Annotated in this window: 16 protein-coding genes and 1 riboswitch; of the genes, 2 read left to right on the top strand and 14 right to left on the bottom strand. The window is 52.7% G+C overall.

Features of this window, described 5'->3' with window-relative positions; all coding sequences use genetic code 11:
• Window positions 1–373 precede the first annotated feature (373 nt).
• Complete coding sequence (locus H70357_RS09545) at window positions 374–556, top strand: hypothetical protein (protein ID WP_038588359.1); 183 nt, start codon at window positions 374–376, stop codon at window positions 554–556.
• Window positions 557–850: 294 nt separating this feature from the next.
• On the opposite strand, the gene H70357_RS09540 is transcribed toward H70357_RS09545, so the two are convergent.
• The 5 genes from H70357_RS09540 to metA form a co-directional block, all read right to left on the bottom strand.
• Window positions 851–5,230, bottom strand: a complete 4,380-nt coding sequence (locus H70357_RS09540; RefSeq protein ID WP_038588357.1) for a bifunctional 2',3'-cyclic-nucleotide 2'-phosphodiesterase/3'-nucleotidase — start codon at window positions 5,228–5,230, stop codon at window positions 851–853.
• Window positions 5,231–5,497: 267 nt separating this feature from the next.
• The gene (gene mqnC / locus H70357_RS09535) at window positions 5,498–6,634 is read right to left on the bottom strand and encodes a cyclic dehypoxanthinyl futalosine synthase (RefSeq protein WP_038588354.1); all 1,137 of its coding nucleotides are present in this window, start codon (window positions 6,632–6,634) and stop codon (window positions 5,498–5,500) included.
• Window positions 6,635–6,988: 354 nt separating this feature from the next.
• A complete protein-coding gene (locus H70357_RS09530) occupies window positions 6,989–7,177 on the bottom strand; it encodes a hypothetical protein (RefSeq protein WP_038588352.1) in 189 nt (62 codons plus the stop codon).
• Between the two features lie 14 nt (window positions 7,178–7,191).
• Entirely contained in the window at window positions 7,192–8,370 is a 1,179-nt protein-coding gene (locus H70357_RS09525) for an aminotransferase class I/II-fold pyridoxal phosphate-dependent enzyme (protein WP_038588349.1), read from the bottom strand.
• A gap of 65 nt (window positions 8,371–8,435) precedes the next feature.
• Complete coding sequence (gene metA, locus H70357_RS09520) at window positions 8,436–9,353, bottom strand: homoserine O-acetyltransferase MetA (protein ID WP_038588346.1); 918 nt, start codon at window positions 9,351–9,353, stop codon at window positions 8,436–8,438.
• A 118-nt stretch (window positions 9,354–9,471) separates the two neighbouring features.
• A riboswitch (SAM riboswitch) is annotated at window positions 9,472–9,605 on the bottom strand.
• 425 nt (window positions 9,606–10,030) lie between these two features.
• Here metA and corA point away from each other — a divergent pair.
• Window positions 10,031–10,966 (top strand): magnesium/cobalt transporter CorA, encoded by a 936-nt coding sequence (gene corA / locus H70357_RS09515; RefSeq protein ID WP_038588344.1) that lies wholly within the window; start codon window positions 10,031–10,033, stop codon window positions 10,964–10,966.
• Between the two features lie 97 nt (window positions 10,967–11,063).
• On the opposite strand, the gene H70357_RS09510 is transcribed toward corA, so the two are convergent.
• From H70357_RS09510 to H70357_RS09470, 9 genes are all read right to left on the bottom strand, one after another.
• Window positions 11,064–11,360 (bottom strand): immunity 53 family protein, encoded by a 297-nt coding sequence (locus tag H70357_RS09510; protein ID WP_038599105.1) that lies wholly within the window; start codon window positions 11,358–11,360, stop codon window positions 11,064–11,066.
• Window positions 11,361–11,577: 217 nt separating this feature from the next.
• Entirely contained in the window at window positions 11,578–12,594 is a 1,017-nt protein-coding gene (locus H70357_RS09505; RefSeq protein WP_038588341.1) for an HRDC domain-containing protein, read from the bottom strand.
• 209 nt (window positions 12,595–12,803) lie between these two features.
• Window positions 12,804–13,685 (bottom strand): ROK family protein, encoded by an 882-nt coding sequence (locus tag H70357_RS09500; protein WP_038588339.1) that lies wholly within the window; start codon window positions 13,683–13,685, stop codon window positions 12,804–12,806.
• 220 nt (window positions 13,686–13,905) lie between these two features.
• Complete coding sequence (locus H70357_RS09495; RefSeq protein WP_197073672.1) at window positions 13,906–15,654, bottom strand: cobyrinic acid a,c-diamide synthase CobB; 1,749 nt, start codon at window positions 15,652–15,654, stop codon at window positions 13,906–13,908.
• The gene (locus tag H70357_RS09490) at window positions 15,647–16,762 is read right to left on the bottom strand and encodes a cobalt-precorrin 5A hydrolase (RefSeq protein WP_038588336.1); all 1,116 of its coding nucleotides are present in this window, start codon (window positions 16,760–16,762) and stop codon (window positions 15,647–15,649) included. The genes H70357_RS09495 and H70357_RS09490 overlap by 8 nt, the downstream gene beginning before the upstream one ends.
• Window positions 16,755–17,558, bottom strand: coding sequence for a precorrin-4 C(11)-methyltransferase (cobM, locus tag H70357_RS09485; protein WP_038588334.1), 804 nt, complete (start codon window positions 17,556–17,558; stop codon window positions 16,755–16,757). The genes H70357_RS09490 and cobM overlap by 8 nt, the downstream gene beginning before the upstream one ends.
• Window positions 17,555–18,265, bottom strand: a complete 711-nt coding sequence (gene cobI / locus H70357_RS09480; RefSeq protein WP_038599100.1) for a precorrin-2 C(20)-methyltransferase — start codon at window positions 18,263–18,265, stop codon at window positions 17,555–17,557. The genes cobM and cobI overlap by 4 nt, the downstream gene beginning before the upstream one ends.
• Window positions 18,266–19,241: 976 nt before the next feature.
• Window positions 19,242–20,471: a bifunctional cobalt-precorrin-7 (C(5))-methyltransferase/cobalt-precorrin-6B (C(15))-methyltransferase gene (locus H70357_RS09475; RefSeq protein ID WP_038588331.1), complete on the bottom strand. Its 1,230-nt coding sequence runs from the start codon at window positions 20,469–20,471 to the stop codon at window positions 19,242–19,244.
• The gene (locus H70357_RS09470) at window positions 20,464–21,564 is read right to left on the bottom strand and encodes a cobalt-precorrin-5B (C(1))-methyltransferase (RefSeq protein WP_038588329.1); all 1,101 of its coding nucleotides are present in this window, start codon (window positions 21,562–21,564) and stop codon (window positions 20,464–20,466) included. Before H70357_RS09470 ends, H70357_RS09475 begins: the two co-directional genes overlap by 8 nt.
• Window positions 21,565–21,905: the final 341 nt, after the last annotated feature.

The following is a 21,905-nucleotide window of genomic DNA, read 5'->3' as shown; positions in this document are numbered from 1 at the left end:
CTTTCTCGCCTACTTTTTTTATTCCCCCAAAAATATCACTGCGTTATTGCTCATATTTCCCTATACTACAAATCTATATAGAATGAACTTAAAAACTACACAAAAGGGCAAGTAGCGGAGGGTAATTTTGGAACTGTAGGAGCGATAGCGACCGCCTGAAAGCTTTCCATAGGAAAGCTCGCTTCGGAAGCATAACCAGTCACCTGATTTCCACCGCATATAGCGGGTTAAATCAAGAAATTCTTACGACAACAGCCGCCGGAAGTCCAAATTTTCACCGTAGCTACGTCCTCGCCTAATGGGAAAATCTTAAATTCAATCTATCTAGCAAAGCTAATGTGATACACAAAAATCAAACGAGGAAGTGGAAAACATGAGTGTTAAAGAACAGGTATTGGATATTATCAAAGCTTCGCCGAACCCGCTTAGCGCAGGTGAAGTGGAAAAGCTGTCGGGACTGGAACGCAAAGCCATTGACAAAGCCTTCACCGAGCTGAAGAAAGAAAATGCGATTGTTTCCCCCATCCGCTGCAAGTGGGAAGCTGCAGCGAAGTAATCCCTGAGCAGCCGCAGCGGTCAGCGGGCTGCAGAGATCAACTTTCTGCCGGATATCCTCTTAATGAACAATGAAAGGCCCATGCGCACATAACCGCATGGGCCTTTTTTACAAAGGAAATAAACATTCTTGGCACAAGTGGAAACAACTTCACCGTCCTCAAAAGGAGGGCATCGTTTCAGCGAGAAATAGAATGATAATTTATAACGTGAAGCATATAAATTTTATATTTTAAAAAAAGATGTTCCGCTGCTCTCTAAGAGAGCCGGCGGAACATCCGGGTAAAAGCTGAAATTAAGATGCTTTATTCTCCAGCATGCGGTAGATGATCACCGCTGCCTGAGCACGGTTCGCATTAGATTTCGGTGCAAACTTGGCGTCATCCATCCCATTCAGAATTCCAAGCTCTGTCAGCTGTGCAACAGCTTCCTGGGCATAGGAGGCAATGGAGGACTTATCGGCGAACTTTGCCAAAACCGCAGTCTTGTCTACGGAAGGCAGCTGCTCTTTAAGCGCACCCGCAATCATAATCGCCATTTCCTGGCGGGTAATTACACGTCCCGGCTCAAAGCGGTTATCTCCGGAGCCTTTTACAAGACCGGCATTCACCGCAATGGAGATCGGCTCAGAATACCAGGTTCCTTGCTTAACATCCTTGAACGTTGCACTTCCTGGCGTGCTAAGGTTCAGTGAACGAACAAGCATGGTTACAAATTCTGCTCTGGTTACAGTTTTCGCCGGAGCAAAAGTATTGCCGTCCAGGCCTTTGACAATGCCTTTGGCGGCCAAAGCACTGATCGCTTCCTGTGCCCAGGCTACCTTGCCCAGATCCTTAAATACAGGAACCGCTGTTGCACTCGGCACCGGCGTTGCGCTAGGCGCTGAGGTTCCTGCCGGCGCAGGTGTTGCGCTAGGCGACGGGCTTGCTGATGTGGTTGGAGAAGGTTTTGGTGTTGCTGTCGGTAATGTACCGCCTCCTCCTGTACTAGGAGCCGTAAGATTATTGACGATACGTCCTTCAAGCGCCGCAGTAATGGCACCGCCCTTGAATGTCTTCACAACGTAGTCATAGAACACGTCGAGGTCAATAGGTCCCGGCAAAGTTGCGCTTGCCTTTGTCAATACGCTGTAATTGTCACCGCCTGCAGCCATGAAATTGTTGACTACTGCCGTATAGCTCTGAGTCATGCTGATCGCGGTTCCGTCAGCCTTGGTAAGGTTGGCCACACGGTCAGCAACCGGCAGGTACATGTTGGCCGTATATTTCAGACCGGAAATTTGCAGTGTTTTTGTATCTACCGTTCCATCGGCTTTAACGTTCCACTGCTGCTGAAGCAGCGTTTTGATTTGTTCGCCGGTCAGGGTCAGCTTCACCAGCGTGTTGCCGAACGGCTGGATTTTGGCCAAATCGCCAAATGCCACATTTCCCTTTGGAAGGTCAGCGCGGATGCCGCCCGGATTCATAAAGGCGAAATCAGCAGTCCCTTTGCCGTCACCGAAATCGGCTTGGCGCATCGCATCGGCAATCAGGTTGCCGAGGTTGGATTCCTTGGTGTAGGCATCGTTGCGGTTAATCGTTCCGTCTGTAGTGCCTACAGGCTGAGTCAGCTCCGGATGAAGCGCCAGATACTTATTCACCAGTGCCTGAGTCTCGGCATCAGGTGTGATATTTTCCTGGAATGTGGTCGTAACTACAGCCGTTTTGCTCTTCACATCACGGGTAGTAGAATCAATGACAAGCTTGATGTCTTCAAAAGCGGTGCCGTAAGAGTAAGCCTGAACAACCAGCTTGCCGTTCACAACCCCATTGGCCAGCGCATGGTTATCTCCGGCTACGATAACGTCTACCGGCGAGTTGGCCGGAAGCGCGTTGGCCAGATCGGCAGCTTCGCCTGTGGTCACATCATTTTTAGTTGTAGCGGGATCATGGGCAAGTACAATGATCGTTTCCACGCCTTTTTGCTGCAATTCCTTTGCGTATTTCTCAATCGCCGCAACTTCTTCCTCAGCGGACAGGAATTTCACGCCAGCCGTTCCGGCAGGGGATACTTTGCTTGGCGTCGCTTTGGTAACCACGCCGATAAAGCCGATTTGGATACCGCCAACTTCCTTAATAACGTAAGGCGTGATGATCGGTTCTCCGGTTTTGCTGTCTACTGCATTAGCATTGATGTAATCAAAATCCGAACCCGCATGATTAACTTTGCTGTTAACGGGGTCCACACCGCCGAAAATTTGTGTTTTCAGCGCTGCAACACCTTGATCGAACTCATGGTTGCCCAAGGTTCCCACATCAAATTTCATCAGGTTCATCCATTCGTGGGTCGGCTCGTCGCGTTCAAGCGAGGATACCGGTGCAGATGCACCCACGGAGTCACCGTTATGGAACAGCAGGGAATTCGGATATTTCGCGCGTGCCTCTTTCAAATAGGTGGCGAGCACAGCTGCAGTACCTGCCTTTTTATCGCCCACCATAGAAGTTGTATCCAATTGACCGTGGAAGTCATTGATTCCGAGAAGGTGAACCTCGACATCCCCGGTAGGCGAAGGAGTGGTTTCCTTCAATTTCAAATTGTAGATTTCAAAATCACGTCCGTCACGCTCACCGGTATCCGTAATATTCCCGGTCATCACTGCTGCTGCAGCTGGAGAAGAGGTAAAGGTAACGTTGACATTCCCCTTGATCGGAGCAATCGACCAGTTGTTGTCAGCAGTTGGATCAATTGTACCGGCAGTGGTAATGTAATCCATCAGCACCTGGCGGTTCTCTTCCTGGGAATTCAGGATCATGACTGAGTCCTTCACACCTGGGAAGTTGCCGCCGCCGCTGGCACGGTAGTTATTCGTTACAACGACGAATTCCTGATTCATATCCAGCGGCTGATCGTTGTAGGTCACTTCCGTCACCCGGCTGGAAGTTGCGTCATTGATAGACCCGTCCGGCTTGTACTTTGCGTTCTTGGTCACATCAATTTGGTATTTAATTCCGTCAATTACATCGAAATTATATACGGCAAAAGAAGGATTAAGCAAAGACTGCGGCGTCGAAATGCCCGTTTTGATACGGTTGAAGGCACCGGCGCTCATTTCAAGCCATTCTTTGACTGTGCTGCCTTTGACCAGAATCGCCTTCAGCGTATTGTCATAGAGATAGAGGTCGCTGGCGCTGCGGATCGTCAAATCGCCTTTATCAATTTTGGTGTATTCGTCAGGGCCATTTCGTCCCGCTTTGAAAGGCGCCCCGACACTGAGAATTGGCAGATCCTTGTATTCCGGTGCGCTGGTGGCGATGTAATTCTCCACGTACCATTTTTGCGCATAGGTTACGATCTGTACTGTCGGATCATCCTGTACCATAGCGAAGTAGCTGTTCATCGGAGCCGTAGTTTCGCCCAGCTTCTGGCCGGTGTACGCGATTGTAGCTTCATGGTCGGCAGCAACCGCCGCATCCACTTCGGCATCCGGAGCAACATTTGCGATGTTCACTTTGTTTTCTGTGCGGTAGATCGAACGTGTGGAGGATTCCGAGTTGGCTTTATCCACCTTCCAGCCGCTGTCTCCGTCTTTGACAACCGAGAGATCGATGATGCCCAGGTATGCACCGCCGTAGCCGGCTTGTACAGCAGGAACATTATTGATGTGTCCCTTTGCATTGTCGATGACCGCTTTGTCGTTGTTGTACGGCAGCTTGGTCACGGGATCTTTAAAAGAAGCATCCAGCAGGGTATCATTCCCGTTGGTCGGGAATACCTTGTGGCTGTGGGAGAAGGTAATGGCATCGATACCCGGCACTTTGCTCAGCGCATTGACGTCATTTTCGGAAAGATCACCCTTCACGGCAGATGCATCAAATCCGGTATGTGCCATCGCCACGATTACATCTGCGCCCGCTTGCTCCATTTGGGGAACAAACTTCTCTGCGGTTTCGGCAATATCCTTGGTGATATATTTGCCTTCCAAATTCACTTTGTCCCATTCCATAATTTGCGGTGTTACCAGTCCAAGGAGTCCCACCTTGATCGTCTGCGTCTGGCCGCTGCTGTCAGTAACTGTCTTAGGAATGATGATATAAGGCTTATAGGCATTGACGTCATCTGCAGGATCCGCATTATGGTCGTCAATATAAATGTTTGCATTCACATATTTAAAATCAGCATTCGTAGCTTCGCTATCTTCCTTACTTCCATTAACTACCCGATCCAAATACTCCAACCCGTAGTTGAATTCATGGTTGCCGAAGGTCGCTGCGTCATAGCCCATCACGTTCATGGCTGCGATCAGCGGATGAATTTTGCCCGCCTTTGTCATAATGTCCGATTTGGTTGCCATATAAGTGCCAAGCGGAGTGCCTTGAATCAAATCACCGTTGTCGAGCAAAAGATTGTTCGGGTTCTCTTGTCTGGCCGTTTTGACCAATGTTGCTGTGCGGTCCAGACCTACCGTCAAGGATTTATTATTCTTGAAGTAGTCCCAGCCATAGACATTTGTATGCACGTCCGTTGTACTCATGAGCCGCAGTTTAACTGTGGCCGAAGAGTCTGCTGCAGCACCTGCGGCTTCAACCTTTTCCGCTCCCAAAACTGAACCTGCAAACATCCCTCCCAACACTTGCGCACCAAGAACCGTTGCCGCCAGTATTGAAGCGATAGGCTTGTTCCATCTTGTTACTTTCATAAGTTAATAATCCTCCCACTTTGTCTCTTTATACCGACCGCAAAAAGTGTATCATGACAAAGTTAAGGAATCTGTCGAAGTTTATCAAATCTAATAAATAGTTTTGTAAAACTTGAAATATTAGTAGATTCGACATAGCCGCTGGTTAGTTATCACCACGCAGGCACACAGCAAAAAGCACCCGCCCGTGAATTGCCAAGTACACGGACAGGTGCTCTAACGCATTGTTATGAAGGTTTATTAAACTTAGAATATCAGCGGAGCTTCCTAGTTCTGCATCACAAAATCATTGTCGATCTTCGCATTGGCATCCTCGAACGTCCGCAGAATATCGTAGCGTGTGTTGCGCTGCGCCGGGATCTTGCCCGCCTCACGGATGAGCTGGGTGATCGACTCGATGTTGACCTTGTAGGTCGCACCCGCCGAGGAAACCACGTTCTCTTCAATCATTGTACTGCCGAAATCATTGCATCCGTATTGCAGGGACAACTTGCCAACCTCAGGACCCATCGTTACCCAGGAGGATTGGAAGTTCTTGATATTATCCAGCACAAGCCGGCTGATGGCTACCGTCTTCAGGTATTCCTCCGGCGTCTGTCTGTCCAGCTTCAGGTTGGTGTTGTCCGGCTGGAATGTCCAGGAAATGAAGGCCAGGAACCCTTCAGAGTCATATTTATTGGCGATACACTCATCTTGAGCTTCACGCACACGCAGCAAATGAAGCGCGCGCTCTTCCATACTCTCTCCCAGGCCAATAACCATCGTTGCGGTTGTGTTCATGCCGATTTTATGTGCGGTCTGCATGACGTCCATCCATTCGCGCCAGGAGCCTTTCAGCCGGCTGATCTTGCGGCGGGTACGGTCGTCAAGAATTTCCGCTCCACCGCCTGGTAGCGAATCTAGTCCTGCGGCATGAATCTCCCGCACTACCTCTTCCAGAGAAAGGCCGGACACTTCCTTCATCTTCATAATCTCCGCCGGGGAGAAGGAATGCATTGTAATTTCCGGGAAACGCTGCTTAATGCCACGCAGCAAATCCGTATAGTAGCTGAACGGCAGATTCGGATTCGTGCCGCCCTGCATGAGGATTTCCGTACCGTTTACGGCTATGGTTTCGGCAATTTTTTGATAGATGGTCTCATCCGGAAGCACATAGCCCTCCTCGGATCCGGGTCTGCGGTAAAATGCGCAGAAACGGCAGTATACATCGCACACATTAGTGTAGTTAATATTGCGGCCGATCACAAATGTGGCCAGCGGGTCCGGGTGCCAGCGTTTCATAATAATATCTGCGGCAGCGCCCATTTTCTCAATTTCGTTGCTCTCGAACAACCGGATAGTGTCCTCCAATTGAAGACGTTCGCCCTTCAGCGTCTTATCCAGAATAAGATCTATCGCACTCATCGTTCGCAGCCTCCTCTTAAGCCCATTTAGTATGATGGATGAATTAAATTTGTATAACATTTGAATAAGCTCGTTTCTTCATCGTATCACAATCCGGGCGGCTTGAGAAACTTTTTGCGTACACGCGATTCCTCAGCCGAGGCAAAATCCTCCCTCAAAGTAGGGCATGGACTTCGCAGCTTCATCTGGAAGTTTGCTGGGGGCTGGGGCTCCTAAGGTGTTCAATCTCTAAATCCGCCATTTAGTGGGCATACGGTGAATTCAAACGCACTTTTACCGCTCATGCCGCTGCATTGCCCACATACGCCAAATTCAGATGCACTTTTACCGCTCATTCCACATTTTTTACATTATTTACTTCTGCATACAATAAAACAGCAGCGCCATAAAGCGGCGCTGCTGCCTGTATCCTTTATCATTTGCCTGCGAGAACCTGGTCCAGATCAGTGATAGGGTCTTCGACCGACTCGCTTTCCGGTCGATTCCCCCGCCGAAATGAAGCAGTTGGACAGCGGATTTTAACGATTTTTCATTCTCGCTCATCCCTGTTGTTTCCCTTAATTCGCAGCTTCCTCAAGCTCGATCCGCGCTGCTTCCAGCGCCTGGCCGAGATCGCTCTTCAGATCATTCACATGCTCTATTCCGACGGAGAAGCGCAGCAGGCGGTCATCCACGCCTACGGCATCGCGAATTTCGACCGGAATGTCGGCATGGGTCTGCACCGCCGGATAGGTCATCAGCGACTCGACACCGCCCAGGCTTTCGGCGAAGGCGATCAGGCGGATATGGCGGAGCAGCGGCTCCACATATCTGGCGTCTTTTACCTTGAAGGAGAAGATCCCGGTGTTGCCCGAGGACTGGCGGTTCTGAATCTCGTAGCCCGGGTGATCAGGCAACCCCGGATGGAATACCTCTGCAATAGCCGGGTGCTCCAGCAGATAATGAGCCAATTCCAGCGCATTGCTCTCATGCCGCTCCATACGCAGGGCCAGCGTCTTCATGCCTTTCATCAGCTGGTAGCTGTCATTTGGTGCAAGCACTGCACCCAGAGAGTTATGCAGAATGGCCATTTCTGCCGACAGCTCGGTGCCCTTGGTAACGATAAGACCCGCAAGGACATCGTTATGGCCACCCAGATATTTGGTGGCACTGTGGACAATAATATCCGCGCCGAGCTCCAGCGGACGCTGGAAGAACGGGGTAAGCAGCGTATTGTCTACGATTGTGAGCAGCCCATGGCGGCGGGCCCACGTACACACGGCTGATACATCCGTAATCATCATCAGCGGATTGGTCGGGGTTTCAATAAATACAGCCTTCGTATTCGGAAGGCGTGCCGCTTCCAGCGCATCAAGATCGTTTGTATCCACATAGGAGGCGGTGATCCCGTACTTGGACAGAATCCGCTCCAGCAGCCGGTATGTGCCCCCGTACAGATCCAGCGAGACCACCAGATGGTCACCATGCCCGAACAGCGCAAACACTGTGGTCAGCGCAGCCATCCCGGAGCTGCAGGCAAAACCGGCGTCCCCGGATTCCAGCTCCGCAGCCGCCTCTTCCAGCACGGAGCGGGTTGGGCTTTTGGTGCGGCTGTAGTCAAAACCTGTGCTTTGTCCGAGTCTAGGGTGGCGGAATGCCGTTGCATTATAAATCGGATAATTTACTGCCCCTGTACCGGGATCTTCCTGCGAGCCAATTTGCGCCAGTCTGCTTTCAATCCTAAGTTTCTCGTCCATCTGTAAGCCTCCTAAATGTGGTGTAATCATTTCTATATGGTGTGAAGCAGCTAACGTCTTCTCTTTTAAATTATTGGACCAATATCGTAAGGGGTCTCCTGGTATACATAGTAATTGAGCCAATTGGCAAACAATAAGTTGGCATGGGCCCGCCAGACGGCCGGCGGTGTGCGCTGCGGATCATCCTTTGGATAGTAATGCTTCGGCAGTGCGACATCCATCCCCTTGGCTGCATCCCGGTCATACTCCCATTTGAGGGAAAAAGGATCATATTCAGAATGACCGGTAACGAAAATCTGTCTTCCGTCATGTGTTGCTACCAGATAAATTCCGGCTTCCTCCGATTCGGCCAAAATCTGCAGATCCGGATTAGCGAGGATATCCTCACGGGAAATGTCGGTATGGCGGGAATGTGGAACATGGAACACTTCGTCAAATCCGCGCAGCAGCTTGACGTTATTATGGCTCAGGGTGTGCGGGAAAACTCCGAAGCATTTCTCATCCAAGCTAACCTTGCGCACTCCAAAGTGGTGATACAATCCTGCCTGGGCAGCCCAACAGATATGCATGGTCGAAGTAACGTTGTGTTTGCTCCATTCGAAGATTTCTTTCAGCTCTTCCCAGTAGTTCACATCCTCGAACTCCATCTGTTCTACCGGGGCGCCGGTAACAATTAATCCATCCAGACGGCGGTGGCTGATTTCGTCAAAGGTTTTATAAAAGCTCTTCAAGTGCTCTGCCGAAGTGTTCTTGGAGGTATGGGAGCTGGGATGCAGCAGAATCACATCAACCTGAAGCGGCGAGTTTCCGATTAGGCGCAGCAGCTGCGTTTCCGTCGTTTCCTTAGTCGGCATTAAATTCAGAATAGCGATTCTCAAGGGGCGGATGTCCTGGTGGAAGGCCTGGCTTTCATCCATTACAAAGATATTCTCCCCGGATAATACCTCTTTGGCCGGCAAGCTGTCGGGAATTTTAATTGGCATTGTTGTGTCCACTCCTTAACTGAATTTGAGTGCCGCTAATACGGCTTGTGTTTAAAATACAACCAAAAAAGACCTTTCTCGGGCGAGAAAGGTCATAGATTTGCAGTCATATGTGCCTCTCTCATCTGCCAGAGAACTTCTGCCGGGATTCAAATATCCCCTGCAAAGCTTCCGCAAGAATTAGCACCGTGCGTTCACACGCCGGTTGCCGGGTTTCATCGGGCTAGTCCCTCCACCTGCTCTTGATAAGATTTAGCTGTATTCAGTTAGAAAAATCTAAAATGTCAAACGTTGTTTTTCTTAAAATTCACTTTAAATCATGAACCTCCTTTTCGTCAAGTCCATACAATGCTAAAGAGCCCCTGAAAGTGAAAAGAATTTTGCTTGAAAGAGGCATACCCCGGCGTTATACTAGACAAGTGTTTCATACCATAAATGACGAAAAGAAGAGGTGAGAGAAGAATGGAAGGCGACCCGGGTGCGCAGTTAAGCGTGCAAAGTGAGCTACCACACAGGATTAACATCAGCTTGCCGGCGGCGGGAGCAGTTCTTCTTCATGCTCTCGAAACGTCATTTGGCCTGATTCATTGATTGTACCACCGGCCAAGCTGATTTTTTTCTCTGTGCTTTAATTAGCATCTCCCTGGAGAAGACCGGGGACAGAAGGAGTGAATCAGATGAAAATCCGGCTGGTGAACGCAGGGGTTTTTACAACTATTGAGGATATTGAAGAAACACTGACAGCCCCTACAGAGGGCTTCTACTGGATTGATGCGGATGTTGAGGATTTGGAGCTGCTTCAGCCCCTATACAATCTGCATGACCTGGCCGTTGAGGATTGCCTCAGCGAAGAGGAGCAGCGCCCGAAGATTGAAATTTATGAAAGCCATTATTTTATAGTTGTCAACAGTATCCGTTTTGATGACGAGGAGATTTTCCTCCGTGCACTGAACGTGTTTCTCGGCAGACATTACATTATTACCGTCACCAAACAAAAGATCCATGAACTGCGTGTGCTGAAACCCATCCTGTGGGAGCAGGAGGTCAGCGAGCCGGACCGCTTCCTGTACCATCTGATCGACACTGTCGTGGATAACTATTTCTCCGTCGGCGACCGGATTGAAGTGCGGATTGAGAAGCTGGAAGAGGATATTCTTATGCATACCAAGAAATCGCATCTTAGCGAGATTATCGGTCTGCGCAGCGAAATTCTCTGGCTGAAGAAGATGCTTGGACCGCAGAAAGAGGTTATCAACACCCTAAATAAAAAAGACCTCCGCCTGATCGATGACCAGCTGCAGAAGTATTTTAGCGATATTTATGAAAATGCGGTCAAAATCTCTGAAACCTTCGAGACCTACCGCGATCTTATGGGCAACTTGCGCGAGGCATACCAATCGAGTATTGCCAACCGTGCCAACGAAATTATGAGAGTATTTACAGCCATTACAACGATATTCATGCCGCTGACCGTAATTACCGGGATCTACGGGATGAACTTTGACAATATTCCCGAGACCCATTCAGAGTACGGCTACTATGGCGTTATTGCCGTTATGGTGACGCTCGGCTGCGGGATGCTGTTTGTTTTCCGCAAAAAGGATTGGCTATGAACAACAACGGACGAATACGCTAGGCGAAGGCACCGGTACCGCAAGGGAATGGAAGCCTTCGTCTTTTTGTTTAGAAGAAGCTGAATAGCATCATTTCCTAATCTTCGTTAAGCATTGCCCATTGCTGAAATATTTGTAGGATCTCTTCTAAATTGTTCACTCCTCCTCTTCCCTGGAAAATATTATCGCTTACCTTGCCGTATACCCAGTCGAGATCCGACCTGTCAATATTCAGCAGTTCAAAACCTTTATCCTCCAGTTCAGTTCCCCCCAGAAAAATGTCAACAGACCACCCGGGATTATCAAGTGTCGTGATGCTGACAACCTGGCTGTGTTCCCAATCTCCGTCACATTGCCGTGAATACCACACTTCAAGCCATTGTAAAACATTCATGTATACAGCTCCAATCCAGAATATGTTCAGCGGCAATCCGCAAATCCCCTTTGATCATCTGCCTAAAGGTTAATGTTCATTACCCTGTTTGCATATTTTGTAATACAAATCGAAAAAAAACCTAAGCGGAACTCTCTCCTGCAAGGGGAAAATCCCGCTTAGCTACAATTCTTTCGCTTAGGCAACTCCATTTCGCCCCGGCATCGAAAGCCTTATTCTAAAACCCCGTAGCCATCTCCACTCCGCTCTCCGTACCGCGCCGGAAACGGATCCGGATCAGCCGCAGCCGTTCATAATACATATCCAGCCCTTCGGCAGGTGAAAATTCCTCTCCGTACGTTTTATACAGCACAGGCTTCAGGAAGGAATCCCCCAACAGTTCATAAGCGGTCCATATACTGTCCTGCTCGTTTGGTGAAATTCCCTGTAGTTCCAGCTCAATCAGCTTCTCCACGGAATATCCGTCCTTCTCCAGTTCTTCTACCGCTTCGAGCACTTCACGGCGGCTAACCCCGCTCGTCGTTTTGAGCTGGTCCATTCCCAGGCCGTTTTCAATCCCCTGGAGCACTATGCGCCGCAGCCGCAACCGTTCCAGCTGTTTCTTGTACTTAAGCTCTTTCTGCTTATAAAGCCATGAGCTGAAAGCTTCCTCTTCAACAGCCTCGTTGACCCAGCTCAGCGGATAACTGTGATCACGCGAAGCTCCCGAAGTGATGTTCAGCCATTCGGCCCCGTATTGCGAAGCCTTTCCCTCGCCGACCCCCGGGATTTGCAGCAGTTCCTCCGGCGTGCGGGGAAGAAATGCGCTGAGCATCCGCAGCAGACGGTTGCTGGCCAGAATATAAGGCGCTTTGCGCTCACTGGATGCCCTGCCCCTGCGCCAGGCGCAGAGCTCCTCATAGATGGCTTCGTTAGCGTGCTGTTCGCTGTAATGCTGCAGCTTGAGCTGCTCCTGATTACGGCTGTTCAGACCCTCTTCTTCATGGAATACGCCGTCGATTAACGGACGGTAGCCGTCCCCCATCTTTACCGCCAGCTCATGCCTGTATACACATAACATCTCATTCCATGAGCCGCCCTCATACCAAATATTGTCGCTCAGCTCCTCGGCTCCGGAAAAATCGCGCCAGCCCACACTCCAACTGCCTTCTTCCTCGCCAATCCATAGCTGGGCAAACGCTTCCTGGTCCGCCCCTGACATTCTCGACAACCGGTTCATAAATACGATCTGCATCCCGATCCCTACCTTCCTCGTCTTACAGCAAGCATGATCGCGTCAACGCCGGAGCTTCCAATCTATAGAGCACGACTGCTATATAGACCCCTTGAACGCACAAAAAGCACCTCTCTCACGCTGAACGTGAAAGAGGTGCTCCCTCTTAAATGCTATACTGTTAAATCCTAGGATACCATAGATTGCCGAACAGTCAATCTCTTTTTGTGTTAGGCTCTGTCCAATGCCATTTTGGCTAATCCAAGCGCTCCGGACAGTCCGGCATTGTCTCCAAGCTGTGGTGAAACAACATAGTTGCTGATGCCTTCATTCAGCGCAGGATGCTGCACATAACCCCCCAGCAACTCTTGCAGCTTGGCATGGATTAACGGGAACAGCTGACTTTGCTTCATGACACCGCCGCCCATAACGATCTTCTGCGGAGACAGAATAAGCACATAATTCATTAGTGCATGCGCCAGATAATGGGCCTCCATGGCCCAAGCCGGGTGATCCGCAGGCAGTTCGCCTGCCGGCTGGCCCCAACGGCTGCCGATCGCCGGACCTGCGGCCAGGCCTTCTAGGCAATCCCCATGATAAGGGCAAAAGCCTGCAAAGTTGTCCTCCGGATGGCGCGGCACGAGAATATGCCCCATTTCAGGATGGGATAAGCCGTGAATCAGCTCACCGCCGACCACTGCCCCGGCCCCGATGCCTGTGCCAACGGTAATATAAAGACAGCTGTCCAGCCCCTGAGCCGCGCCCCATTTGTATTCACCCAACGCTGCTCCATTCACATCCGTATCAAAACCGATCGGCACATTGAATTGTCCGCCTACGGCTCCTACCAAATTATATTGTCCCCAGTGAGGTTTCGGAGTCGTCGTAATATATCCATACGTAGGGCTTCCCAGCACCGGATCAATGGGTCCAAATGAGCCGATGCCGATGGCGTCGACTTGTTTATTGCCAAAATAATCGATCACGAGTCCCATCGTCTCTTCGGGCGTTGTCGTTGGAAAGCTGACCCGGTCGATTATCGTCCCGTCCTCATTCCCCACTCCGCATACAAACTTCGTTCCCCCTGCTTCAATCGCTCCCAACAATTTCACTGCAGTGTTCCCCCTTCTCCATGAACGGCTGGCCGTTAACCGGCTCTACCGGTAGTTATACAATATTGAAGCGCTCTCTTGCCTTTATTATACGTGGGTTGCAGGGTTATGACAAGCGGTTGACATACTTCTGTTTTCCGAAAAAAAGGACATTACACGCTATCCCCTGTTTAACCGGAGCAGCTGTTTTGTCCTTTGTCATAGCTGGTAAATATCTGGCTTACTTACGTTCATGATAGGCCCGGCATGCTGCGACAAACCGTGCGGCGGCCGGCAGATAAGAAGCCAGATGAATATGGGCATAAGCTGCCATCACATTGCCGCTTACATAACCTTCCGGCTGGCTGCCGCCCCTCCCTTTGCTCTCATACGCAAAGGTCCTCGGCTCTCCATGGTCATAACTCATGACGGAGTAATGAAATTCATGTCCGCGCAGCGTCTCTCCCTGCTGCAGCAGCAGGCAGTCCCGGATCGCGGTAACTTCCCGGTAACCAAGCGCCGCACGACGCTCCTGCATAACCGTATGGGCCGGAATAATCCCGGCCATCTCATGCAAGTTCCCGCTGCGGTCGGTCAGACTGCGGGCCAGTACCATATAGCCGCCACATTCGGCATAGAGCGGCATTCCGCCCGCCGCAGCTGACCGGATGCCGTTCAGGAAAGCCTTGTTCCCCGCGATCACAGAAGCGAACTCTTCGGGAAACCCGCCGCCGATATAGATGCCGTCCGCATCCGGCGGAATGCCCTCGCCGCGCAGCGGGCTGAATTCAGCCAGTCTTGCACCGGCTCGAACCAACAGCTCCAGATTGTCGGTGTAATAGAAATTAAATGCCGCATCATGGGCAACGGCAAGAACCGGGCGGTAGTCGGCTGGTACAAGGGACGGATGGATGGGGTGAACCGGCGGCTGGTAGCTGGCTGACGCGAGTGACGGAGCGATGGGAAGATGGCTACTTGGAGATACGGCTGGGAATATCGCAGCGGATTTGCTAGCGATTTCCGGTTGGTCTGGCCGCTGGGAAGCAGCTGCCCGTTCACTTTCCACACCCCGGGAAAGGTGCAAATCGGGAGCAGGATTAGTTGGTAATCCTGTTTCCGCGATGCCTGCCGGTTGATCTTCACGCAGGCATCCGGACGCCGCCACCGGGTAGTCTTCAGCTGGCGACCCGCCCTGTGGAGGGTCACCAAACAGGGAGATCTCTGCCAGCGGGATCTCCGGTAAGAGGAGCGGATGCCGCAGCGGGGGCGCTGCTCCGGCAAGCTGCAGCAGCGCCGAGAGGTCGGTGCCCTCCGCCAGCAGATCGGCGGCACGGTCGAACAAGGGCTCCAGCTCCCCCCGCTCAACGGCGGGCAGCAGGCCCAAATGCCGCTCCGGAATGTCGAGCCCGCTATCCCGCAGCAGCCAGCCCAGCACGGGAATTCCACAGGCAGCTTCAATCGCCGCCTTCACCGTCTGGTAATGGCTGGCGCTGCCGCAGCGGTTCACGATAACTGCGGCAATACGTACGCGCAGCTCCAGCTGCTGGAAGCCCAGTACTATTGCCGCCGCACTGCGGCCCATGCTGCGGACATCGAGCACCAGCAAAACCGGACTTTCTGTCAGGATGGCAATCTCGGCGGTTGAGCCGGTTAGCCCTGTCGCTTCTTTGCCGTCATACAGCCCCATGACCCCTTCGATCACCGAAAGATCCGCTTCCGCTGAGGAGCGCAGAAAGTACTCCAGCAAATACTCGCCTGAGGTCATCCAGGAATCAAGATTCCGGGGGGATCGTCCGGTGACAGCGGCATGATAGGCCGGATCAATGTAATCCGGGCCGCATTTGAAGCCCTGTACATTCAGTCCCTGCCGGGCAAACGCCCGTATCAGCCCAAGTGTTACAGTCGTTTTTCCCGAACCGCTGCCTGTACCGGCTACAAGGATGCGGGCACGCCGCTGCAACGGAAGCCCGTCTCCTTCCCACTCATACATCTGCATTTGCCTCCCCTCTGTCAAAAATAACCCTGGCCACGGCAATCGTCACATTGCCGCTTTTTTTCTTGGGCAAAAGCAAGTCCTTCGCACCGGAAGACAAAAGGGCTGCAGGCTCGCAAACACCATATGCTCCGGTCGCCTTGAATACAATTTCCGACGGCTGGTCCAGCGGAACCGTATTCAGCTGCTCCGGCGGATATAAAGCCAGCTCCCAGCCGTGCTTGGCGCACAAAGCGAGCAGTCCGGCTTCATCGCCTTTGATCCCGGCAGTGGCCGCATTCCGCACGCTTAGGAGGGACAGCCCCAGCTCTGCCAGGGTTTCCGCCACCACGGCTTCCAGCTCCGCCGCCGAAGTGCCGCGGTTGCAGCCCAGGCCGAGCACCAGGCTGCGCGGACGGTACACTACGGTCCGTTCCGGCAAAGCCGCCGCTTCCGGCGCTTTCAGCAGCCGGTCGGTTACAACAATTGCCGCGCTGAAGGAAGCCGCGCGCATTTCAGCCATATCCCCGCAGAGCTGCACATGCTCGGGCAATGCCGCTCCGGGGTGCAGCCAGCCGCACTCCCCGTGCTCCTGCAGGAAGGCTACCCGCTCGCCGTTCACCAAGGCGGCGCTCACCGCCTTCATGTGGGTGAAGCTCTCCGGCCGCCAGCCGAATTCATGGCCGAGCAAATCCGCCGCGAACGTCCCCTGAACATCCGAGGCGGTCGTGATCACCGGATGGCTGCCCAGCAGCCCGGCAATCTGCAGTGTCAGCCTGTTGGCCCCGCCTAAATGGCCGGAGAGCATGCTGATTACATGCTCTCCGCGTTCGTCAATCACGATGACGGCGGGGTCGGTTTTTTTATCCTGCAGTAAAGGCGCAGCTAATCTTACCGCTGCGCCAAGCGAGAAGAAAAGAATCAAAGCCTCATAACGTCGGAATAGAACCGGCAGCAGCTCTTTTAGCGGCTCAGCAAATATCCGGCGTTCCCCCGGTAGCTCTTCAAGCTCCCCGCTGTACTTGGCGTAGCAGAATACTTCGGTACCGCCCAGTTGCTCCCCCAGCGTCAGCGCAAGCTTAATGCCGTTACGTGTAATGGCGACAGCCGCATATTTCTTATCCATGATTGCCGGTCCCTTCCCGGCAGCCGTGGGTAAACGTCTTGTCGTACAGCTTTGAGCGGTGAGCATCGCGGTCGACCAGCCCGGGATCCAGTGCCCAGCCGGCCAGAATCATCGCATGCATCGTAATGCCCGCTTCACGCAGGTCAGCCTCCAGTCTCTCTACCGTTGTCCGCAGAATCTGCTGATCCGGCCAGGTGGCCCGTTTGACCACAGCCACAGGCGTGTCCGGACTCCATCCGGCGGCGAGGAATTCCTCCGCCGCATGTCCGGCCAGTGAAGCGCTGAGGAACAGTGCCACCGTGCAGTGATGGCTGGCCAGACGGCGCAACTGCTCGCGCTCGGGCACGGGCGTGCGTCCTTCGGCACGGGTCAGAATGACCGTCTGCGTCAGCTCCGGCACCGTCAGCTCCGCGCCAAGTGCCGCCGCTGAGGCAAAAACAGAGCTGACACCCGGCACGATCTCATAGCCGACGCCGCACAGCTTCAGCAGCGACATCTGCTCCAGGATCGCACCATACATCGAGGGGTCGCCTGTATGCACACGTGCTACGCTTTTGCCGGCCTGCACCGCTTCTGCCATCAGCTCCACCTGTCGCTCCAGATCCATCCCTGAGCTTTGCAGCACCTCAGCACCAGGCTTCGCGCTGGAGATCAGCTCTTCACTGACCAGCGAATCGGCGTACAATACGAGATCGGCCGAGCGCAGAATACGGCTGCCCTTAACGGTAATCAGCTCAGGATCGCCGGGTCCTGCCCCGACGATGTAGACCTTAGGTTCCAGCTGTACTTCCGTCATTTGCTCACCACCATCAGACTCAAATACTCCAGATCCGAGCCGCGCAGCTCGCGGGCATCCCGCCAGACGGTCTCATAGGGAGAAGTCACCTTGGTGACAACGGACGCTTTTCCTCCAAGACCCAGTTCATCCAGCACCTCCAGCACCAGATCAAGCACCTTCGCCACCTTAAGGAACACTACAGTATCATGATGCAGCAGCGCTTCCTTCAGCGCCTCGCGGTCATCGGTAGCCGGAATAATACCCACCCGCTGATCGCCGTCGGCAAGCGGCTGTTCGAGTGCCGCAGCGGCACCCAGCACCGATGAAATTCCGGGAACCGATACAATCGGCACAACGGGATGCTGCTCTTGCATTAAACGGGCCAGATGAATAAAGGTGCTGTACAGATTGGGGTCACCCTCCGTCACAAAAGCAACATCATTGCCAAGGCGCAGCTCATTCCAGCACAGCTCCACAGTCCAGCGCCACCCGTTCTCCAGCTGCACAGGGTCTTTAGTCATCGGAAACACAAGTCCCAGCATGACCTTTTCGTCCTCATTTACATAGGTGTCGACGATCTCCTGTGCATAGGATTTACCGCCTTTTTTGGCAGCCGGATAGGCGATCACCGGACATTCTTTCAACAGACGGCAGGCTTTGACCGTAATCAGCTCCGGGTCCCCGGGACCGACACCCACTCCATACAAGGTACCTACAGCCAGCAAAGCAGCCTTAGACTCAAATGCATTCTCGGCCTCCAGCTGGCCGTCAACAAACTCATACTCTTCCACAGCAGTTTGGGCCATCGCTTGGGCTGTCTCTTCACCGGCAGTATACTGCCCGCTTGTGGGCACCAGCTGCGGTTCCGCTTGATTGTTTGTCATCTCCAGTTTCTCCTTTTATTGAGCTGAATGTTTACTTGGATATATCTTTAGGTCACTACTGCCTATGGCAGGAGGGATTTATGCTGCGACAGTTTCGTGTATGTACGGCCTGGCATTTTGCGGCACAGGTATGCATATAAGAGTTCGGATTGGCACGCACGGGTGCACGTATGGACTGAAGCTATTAGTAACTAAATCTGGTAGTGACTAACTCAGATATGGACTAATCTTCCATGTGCTTCGCTCTAGATTGCCGATTGCATATCCGGACGATGGTCAGTTGATTCCCTTGCAGCTGCTGGATGCAGCACTCAGTTTCTCAAGGGGAGGACTAGCACAGAATGCTTGGTCCATCGCTCATGATTCGAGCACCTGGTGGCTACGCGGACTGGAGAGGCGCTATTTGCAGATTTCTTGCTGTTTTTCGCTCTTCTCGGACTCCAGAGACGTTATTAGCATCATTTACCTCCACGGTACAGCCCAGCGAATGAAATAGCGGCGCTGGGGTCCGTTTACTTGGAAAACTAAAGCTCATTGATAAAATAACGTCGCTGCGGTCCGCCTCTGCTCGTAGCTAACTTCGTGACGTTACCTACTAAATATCGTGGCCGTCTAGTCATCTTCGTATCGCCACCTTCTTCGCACCGTGGCCGTCTAGTCGTCCTCATATCGCTACCTTCTTCGCATCGTAGCCGTCTAATCGTCCTCGTATCGTTACCCTCTTCGCACCATAGCCGCATTCACAACTTTATCTTTTTCGCACCGCAGCCGATGTCCGCCTCATACCTATCTTCCGCTGCCCTGCAGCGTTCATCGGTTAAACCGTCTTTTGGCCGCTGACCACATAGACGGGATTCATCCCTTCAAACCGGGTCATGCCAAGAATCGGTTTGCCCCGCGAGGCCTGCAGCATCGTTACTTCCGGAACAAATCCGGCGAGTGCCAGTGCCTCCATGCTGCCATGCAGCGTCTCAATCGTGATGGCTCCCACAACGATCCGCCCTCCGGGCCGCAGCCGGGCCGCACTATGTGCAATTATAGCTGCCAGCTCACCGCCGCTGCCGCCGATGAACACAGCGTCAGGGTCTGGAAGCTTATCCAGCCCCTGCGGGGCTTTTTCATGGATAATTGCAAAATCCGCACGAAACTTCCGGCGGTTGGCTTCAATGTTGGGCAGATTATCTGCCCCTTTTTCCAGGGCATAGACCCTGCCAAGACGGGCAATCCGCGCACACTCCACCGCTACTGCACCGGAGCCGGAGCCGATATCCCAGACAATCGCATCCTCGGACAGATACAGCTCCGACAGGACAAAAGCGCGGACCTCCCGTTTGGTAATCAGGCCCTTTTCCGGCTTTCGCTGCTGGAACACCCCATCGGGATATGCGAATCCGCGCCGCACCTCCACCGTACTTCCCGGCTTCCGCCGCAGAATCACTACATTTAGTGCTGCAAACTCCGCCTGCTCCAGCTCCTCCAGTTCCCAGAACCGGCAGACCTCTTCCGGGCCGCCCAGCCGCTCGCAGACAAAAGGCTGATACTCTGTCATGCCAAACTCCCGCAGGTAAGCTGCAATCCGCGCAGGAGTATTGACTTCATCCGTCAAAAGAGCAATCTTCTGCCTGCCGTCAATCCGCTGGGCCAGCCCGTTAATCGGCCTGCCGTGCAGACTGATAAGCTCTGCATCCTGCCAGCTGTCACCCAGCCGGGAAAAAGCAAGCTGCACACTGCTGTAATACGGAATCACTTCGACCTGCTCCGGCCCGAACCTTTTGGCAAGGTAGCCGCCAATCCCAAAAAACAGCGGATCCCCCGAAGCCAGCACAGCAATACGTTTTCCTGCTTTCCACAATCCCTCCAGCTTATCGGCAAAAGGCTTCAGCCCGCCCTGCAGCGTGATCTTTTCCCCATCGTACCGGCTGAAAAACGACAGTTGCCTCTCCCCGCCGAGCAGTACCTCGCTCTCCTGCACTTTTCTCAAGCTACCCGGCGTCAGCCCGCCTGCGCCATCCTCGCCGATACCGATGATATAAATTACATTAGCCACAGATTTCCGCCCTTCCCAGCACTCGGCCTTTCATCGTGATCAGCACCATTTCTACCGTCATCTCCCCATTCATGTGAATCAGGCAATGTCTGCAGGCATGAAGGCATAATTGTTCAAAAAAAGCGTAATTCCCGGCCTCCGTCATCATGTCCACAACCTGCGAAGCCGTATTGGCGGCAGCAATCTCCTGCACCAGTTCTTCGTCAGCCCCGGCTTCGGACGCTACTTGGGACAAAAAACCGAAATCAACCGGTGCATTTTTTGAATGAATCAGCATGGCACCCTGTGCTACTTTGGAATATTTGCCCGCCATACCGACAAGCGTCACCTTGCTGAATCCATAGGCTTTGGCATGGCCGAGAGAGAACCCCACGTATTCGCCCATCTGGATAAAAGCTTCCTCCGGAAGCTCCGGGAACATTGCCATGGCATATTTTTCACTGCTGCCGCCGGTAGTGAGGATCAGGCCCCTGTTCCCTGTAGCAGCTGCAACCGATATGGCCTGAACCACACTCGCCTTATAGGCTTCAGTGGAGAACGGCGTAACCACTCCCCTTGTGCCGAGTATCGAAATACCGCCTACGATGCCTAGGCGCGGATTGAGTGTCTTGAGCGCAATGGCTTCGCCTTCGGGCACACTGATTACCACCCGCAGTCCCCGGGCGGCGCCATGCTCTTCCAGCACCTCGGATACAGCTTCCAGAATCATACGACGGGGCACCGGATTAATCGCGGCTTCTCCTACCCCTACCGGCAGCCCCGGCTTCGTTACTCTGCCGACGCCCCGCCCGCCGTCAATCTCCACACCGGGATGTTCCAGCCAACTGACAGTGGCCTCGATCCAGGCCCGGTGAGTGGCATCCGGATCATCCCCGGCATCCTTCACCGTGGCACAGATTGCCGTGAAATTATCCTGACGCTGCCATCCGGTCAGTTCGAAGGTATGCCGGAATCCCGCCGGCAAGTAAAGCTCCACGCTCTCCGGCGCATCGCCTGTGATCAGCAGGAGTGCCGCGCCTTTGGCTGCGGCGGCAGCACAGGCGCCGGTGGTATAACCCCGGCGCATAGGTTTTGAAGCGGTCTCCTCAGTCATGCCGATCCCTTCTTTGCTGTATGTTATGGGTCTCTGTTGATACCGGTAATTGCTGCACTTGCTTGGCTCACTACATTTTAACTTAGTGCTTCTACGTGCTTAGTGCTGCTTCTTAGCTTATTAGTTTTTTTAATGCTCTTAGTACTTCTTAGTACTTCTTAGCTCTTCTTAGTGCTCTTAGTGCTCTTAGTGCTCTTAGTGCTCTTAGTGCTCTTAGTGCTCTTAGTACTTCTTAGTACTTACTTGATGTTACTTTTCACTTGTGGTCTGTGAATGTTCTGCTCTCTGTTTGGCTCTCATTAATTCGCTTCTTCTTGTCTTAGCTTGGCTAGTCTTGGCTT

The sequence above is a fragment of the Paenibacillus sp. FSL H7-0357 genome (assembly GCF_000758525.1).
In the GTDB taxonomy this organism is placed as follows: domain Bacteria; phylum Bacillota; class Bacilli; order Paenibacillales; family Paenibacillaceae; genus Paenibacillus_AQ.
The sequence above is the reverse complement of the archived record's forward strand: the minus strand, read 5'-3'. Positions and strand labels throughout refer to the sequence as shown.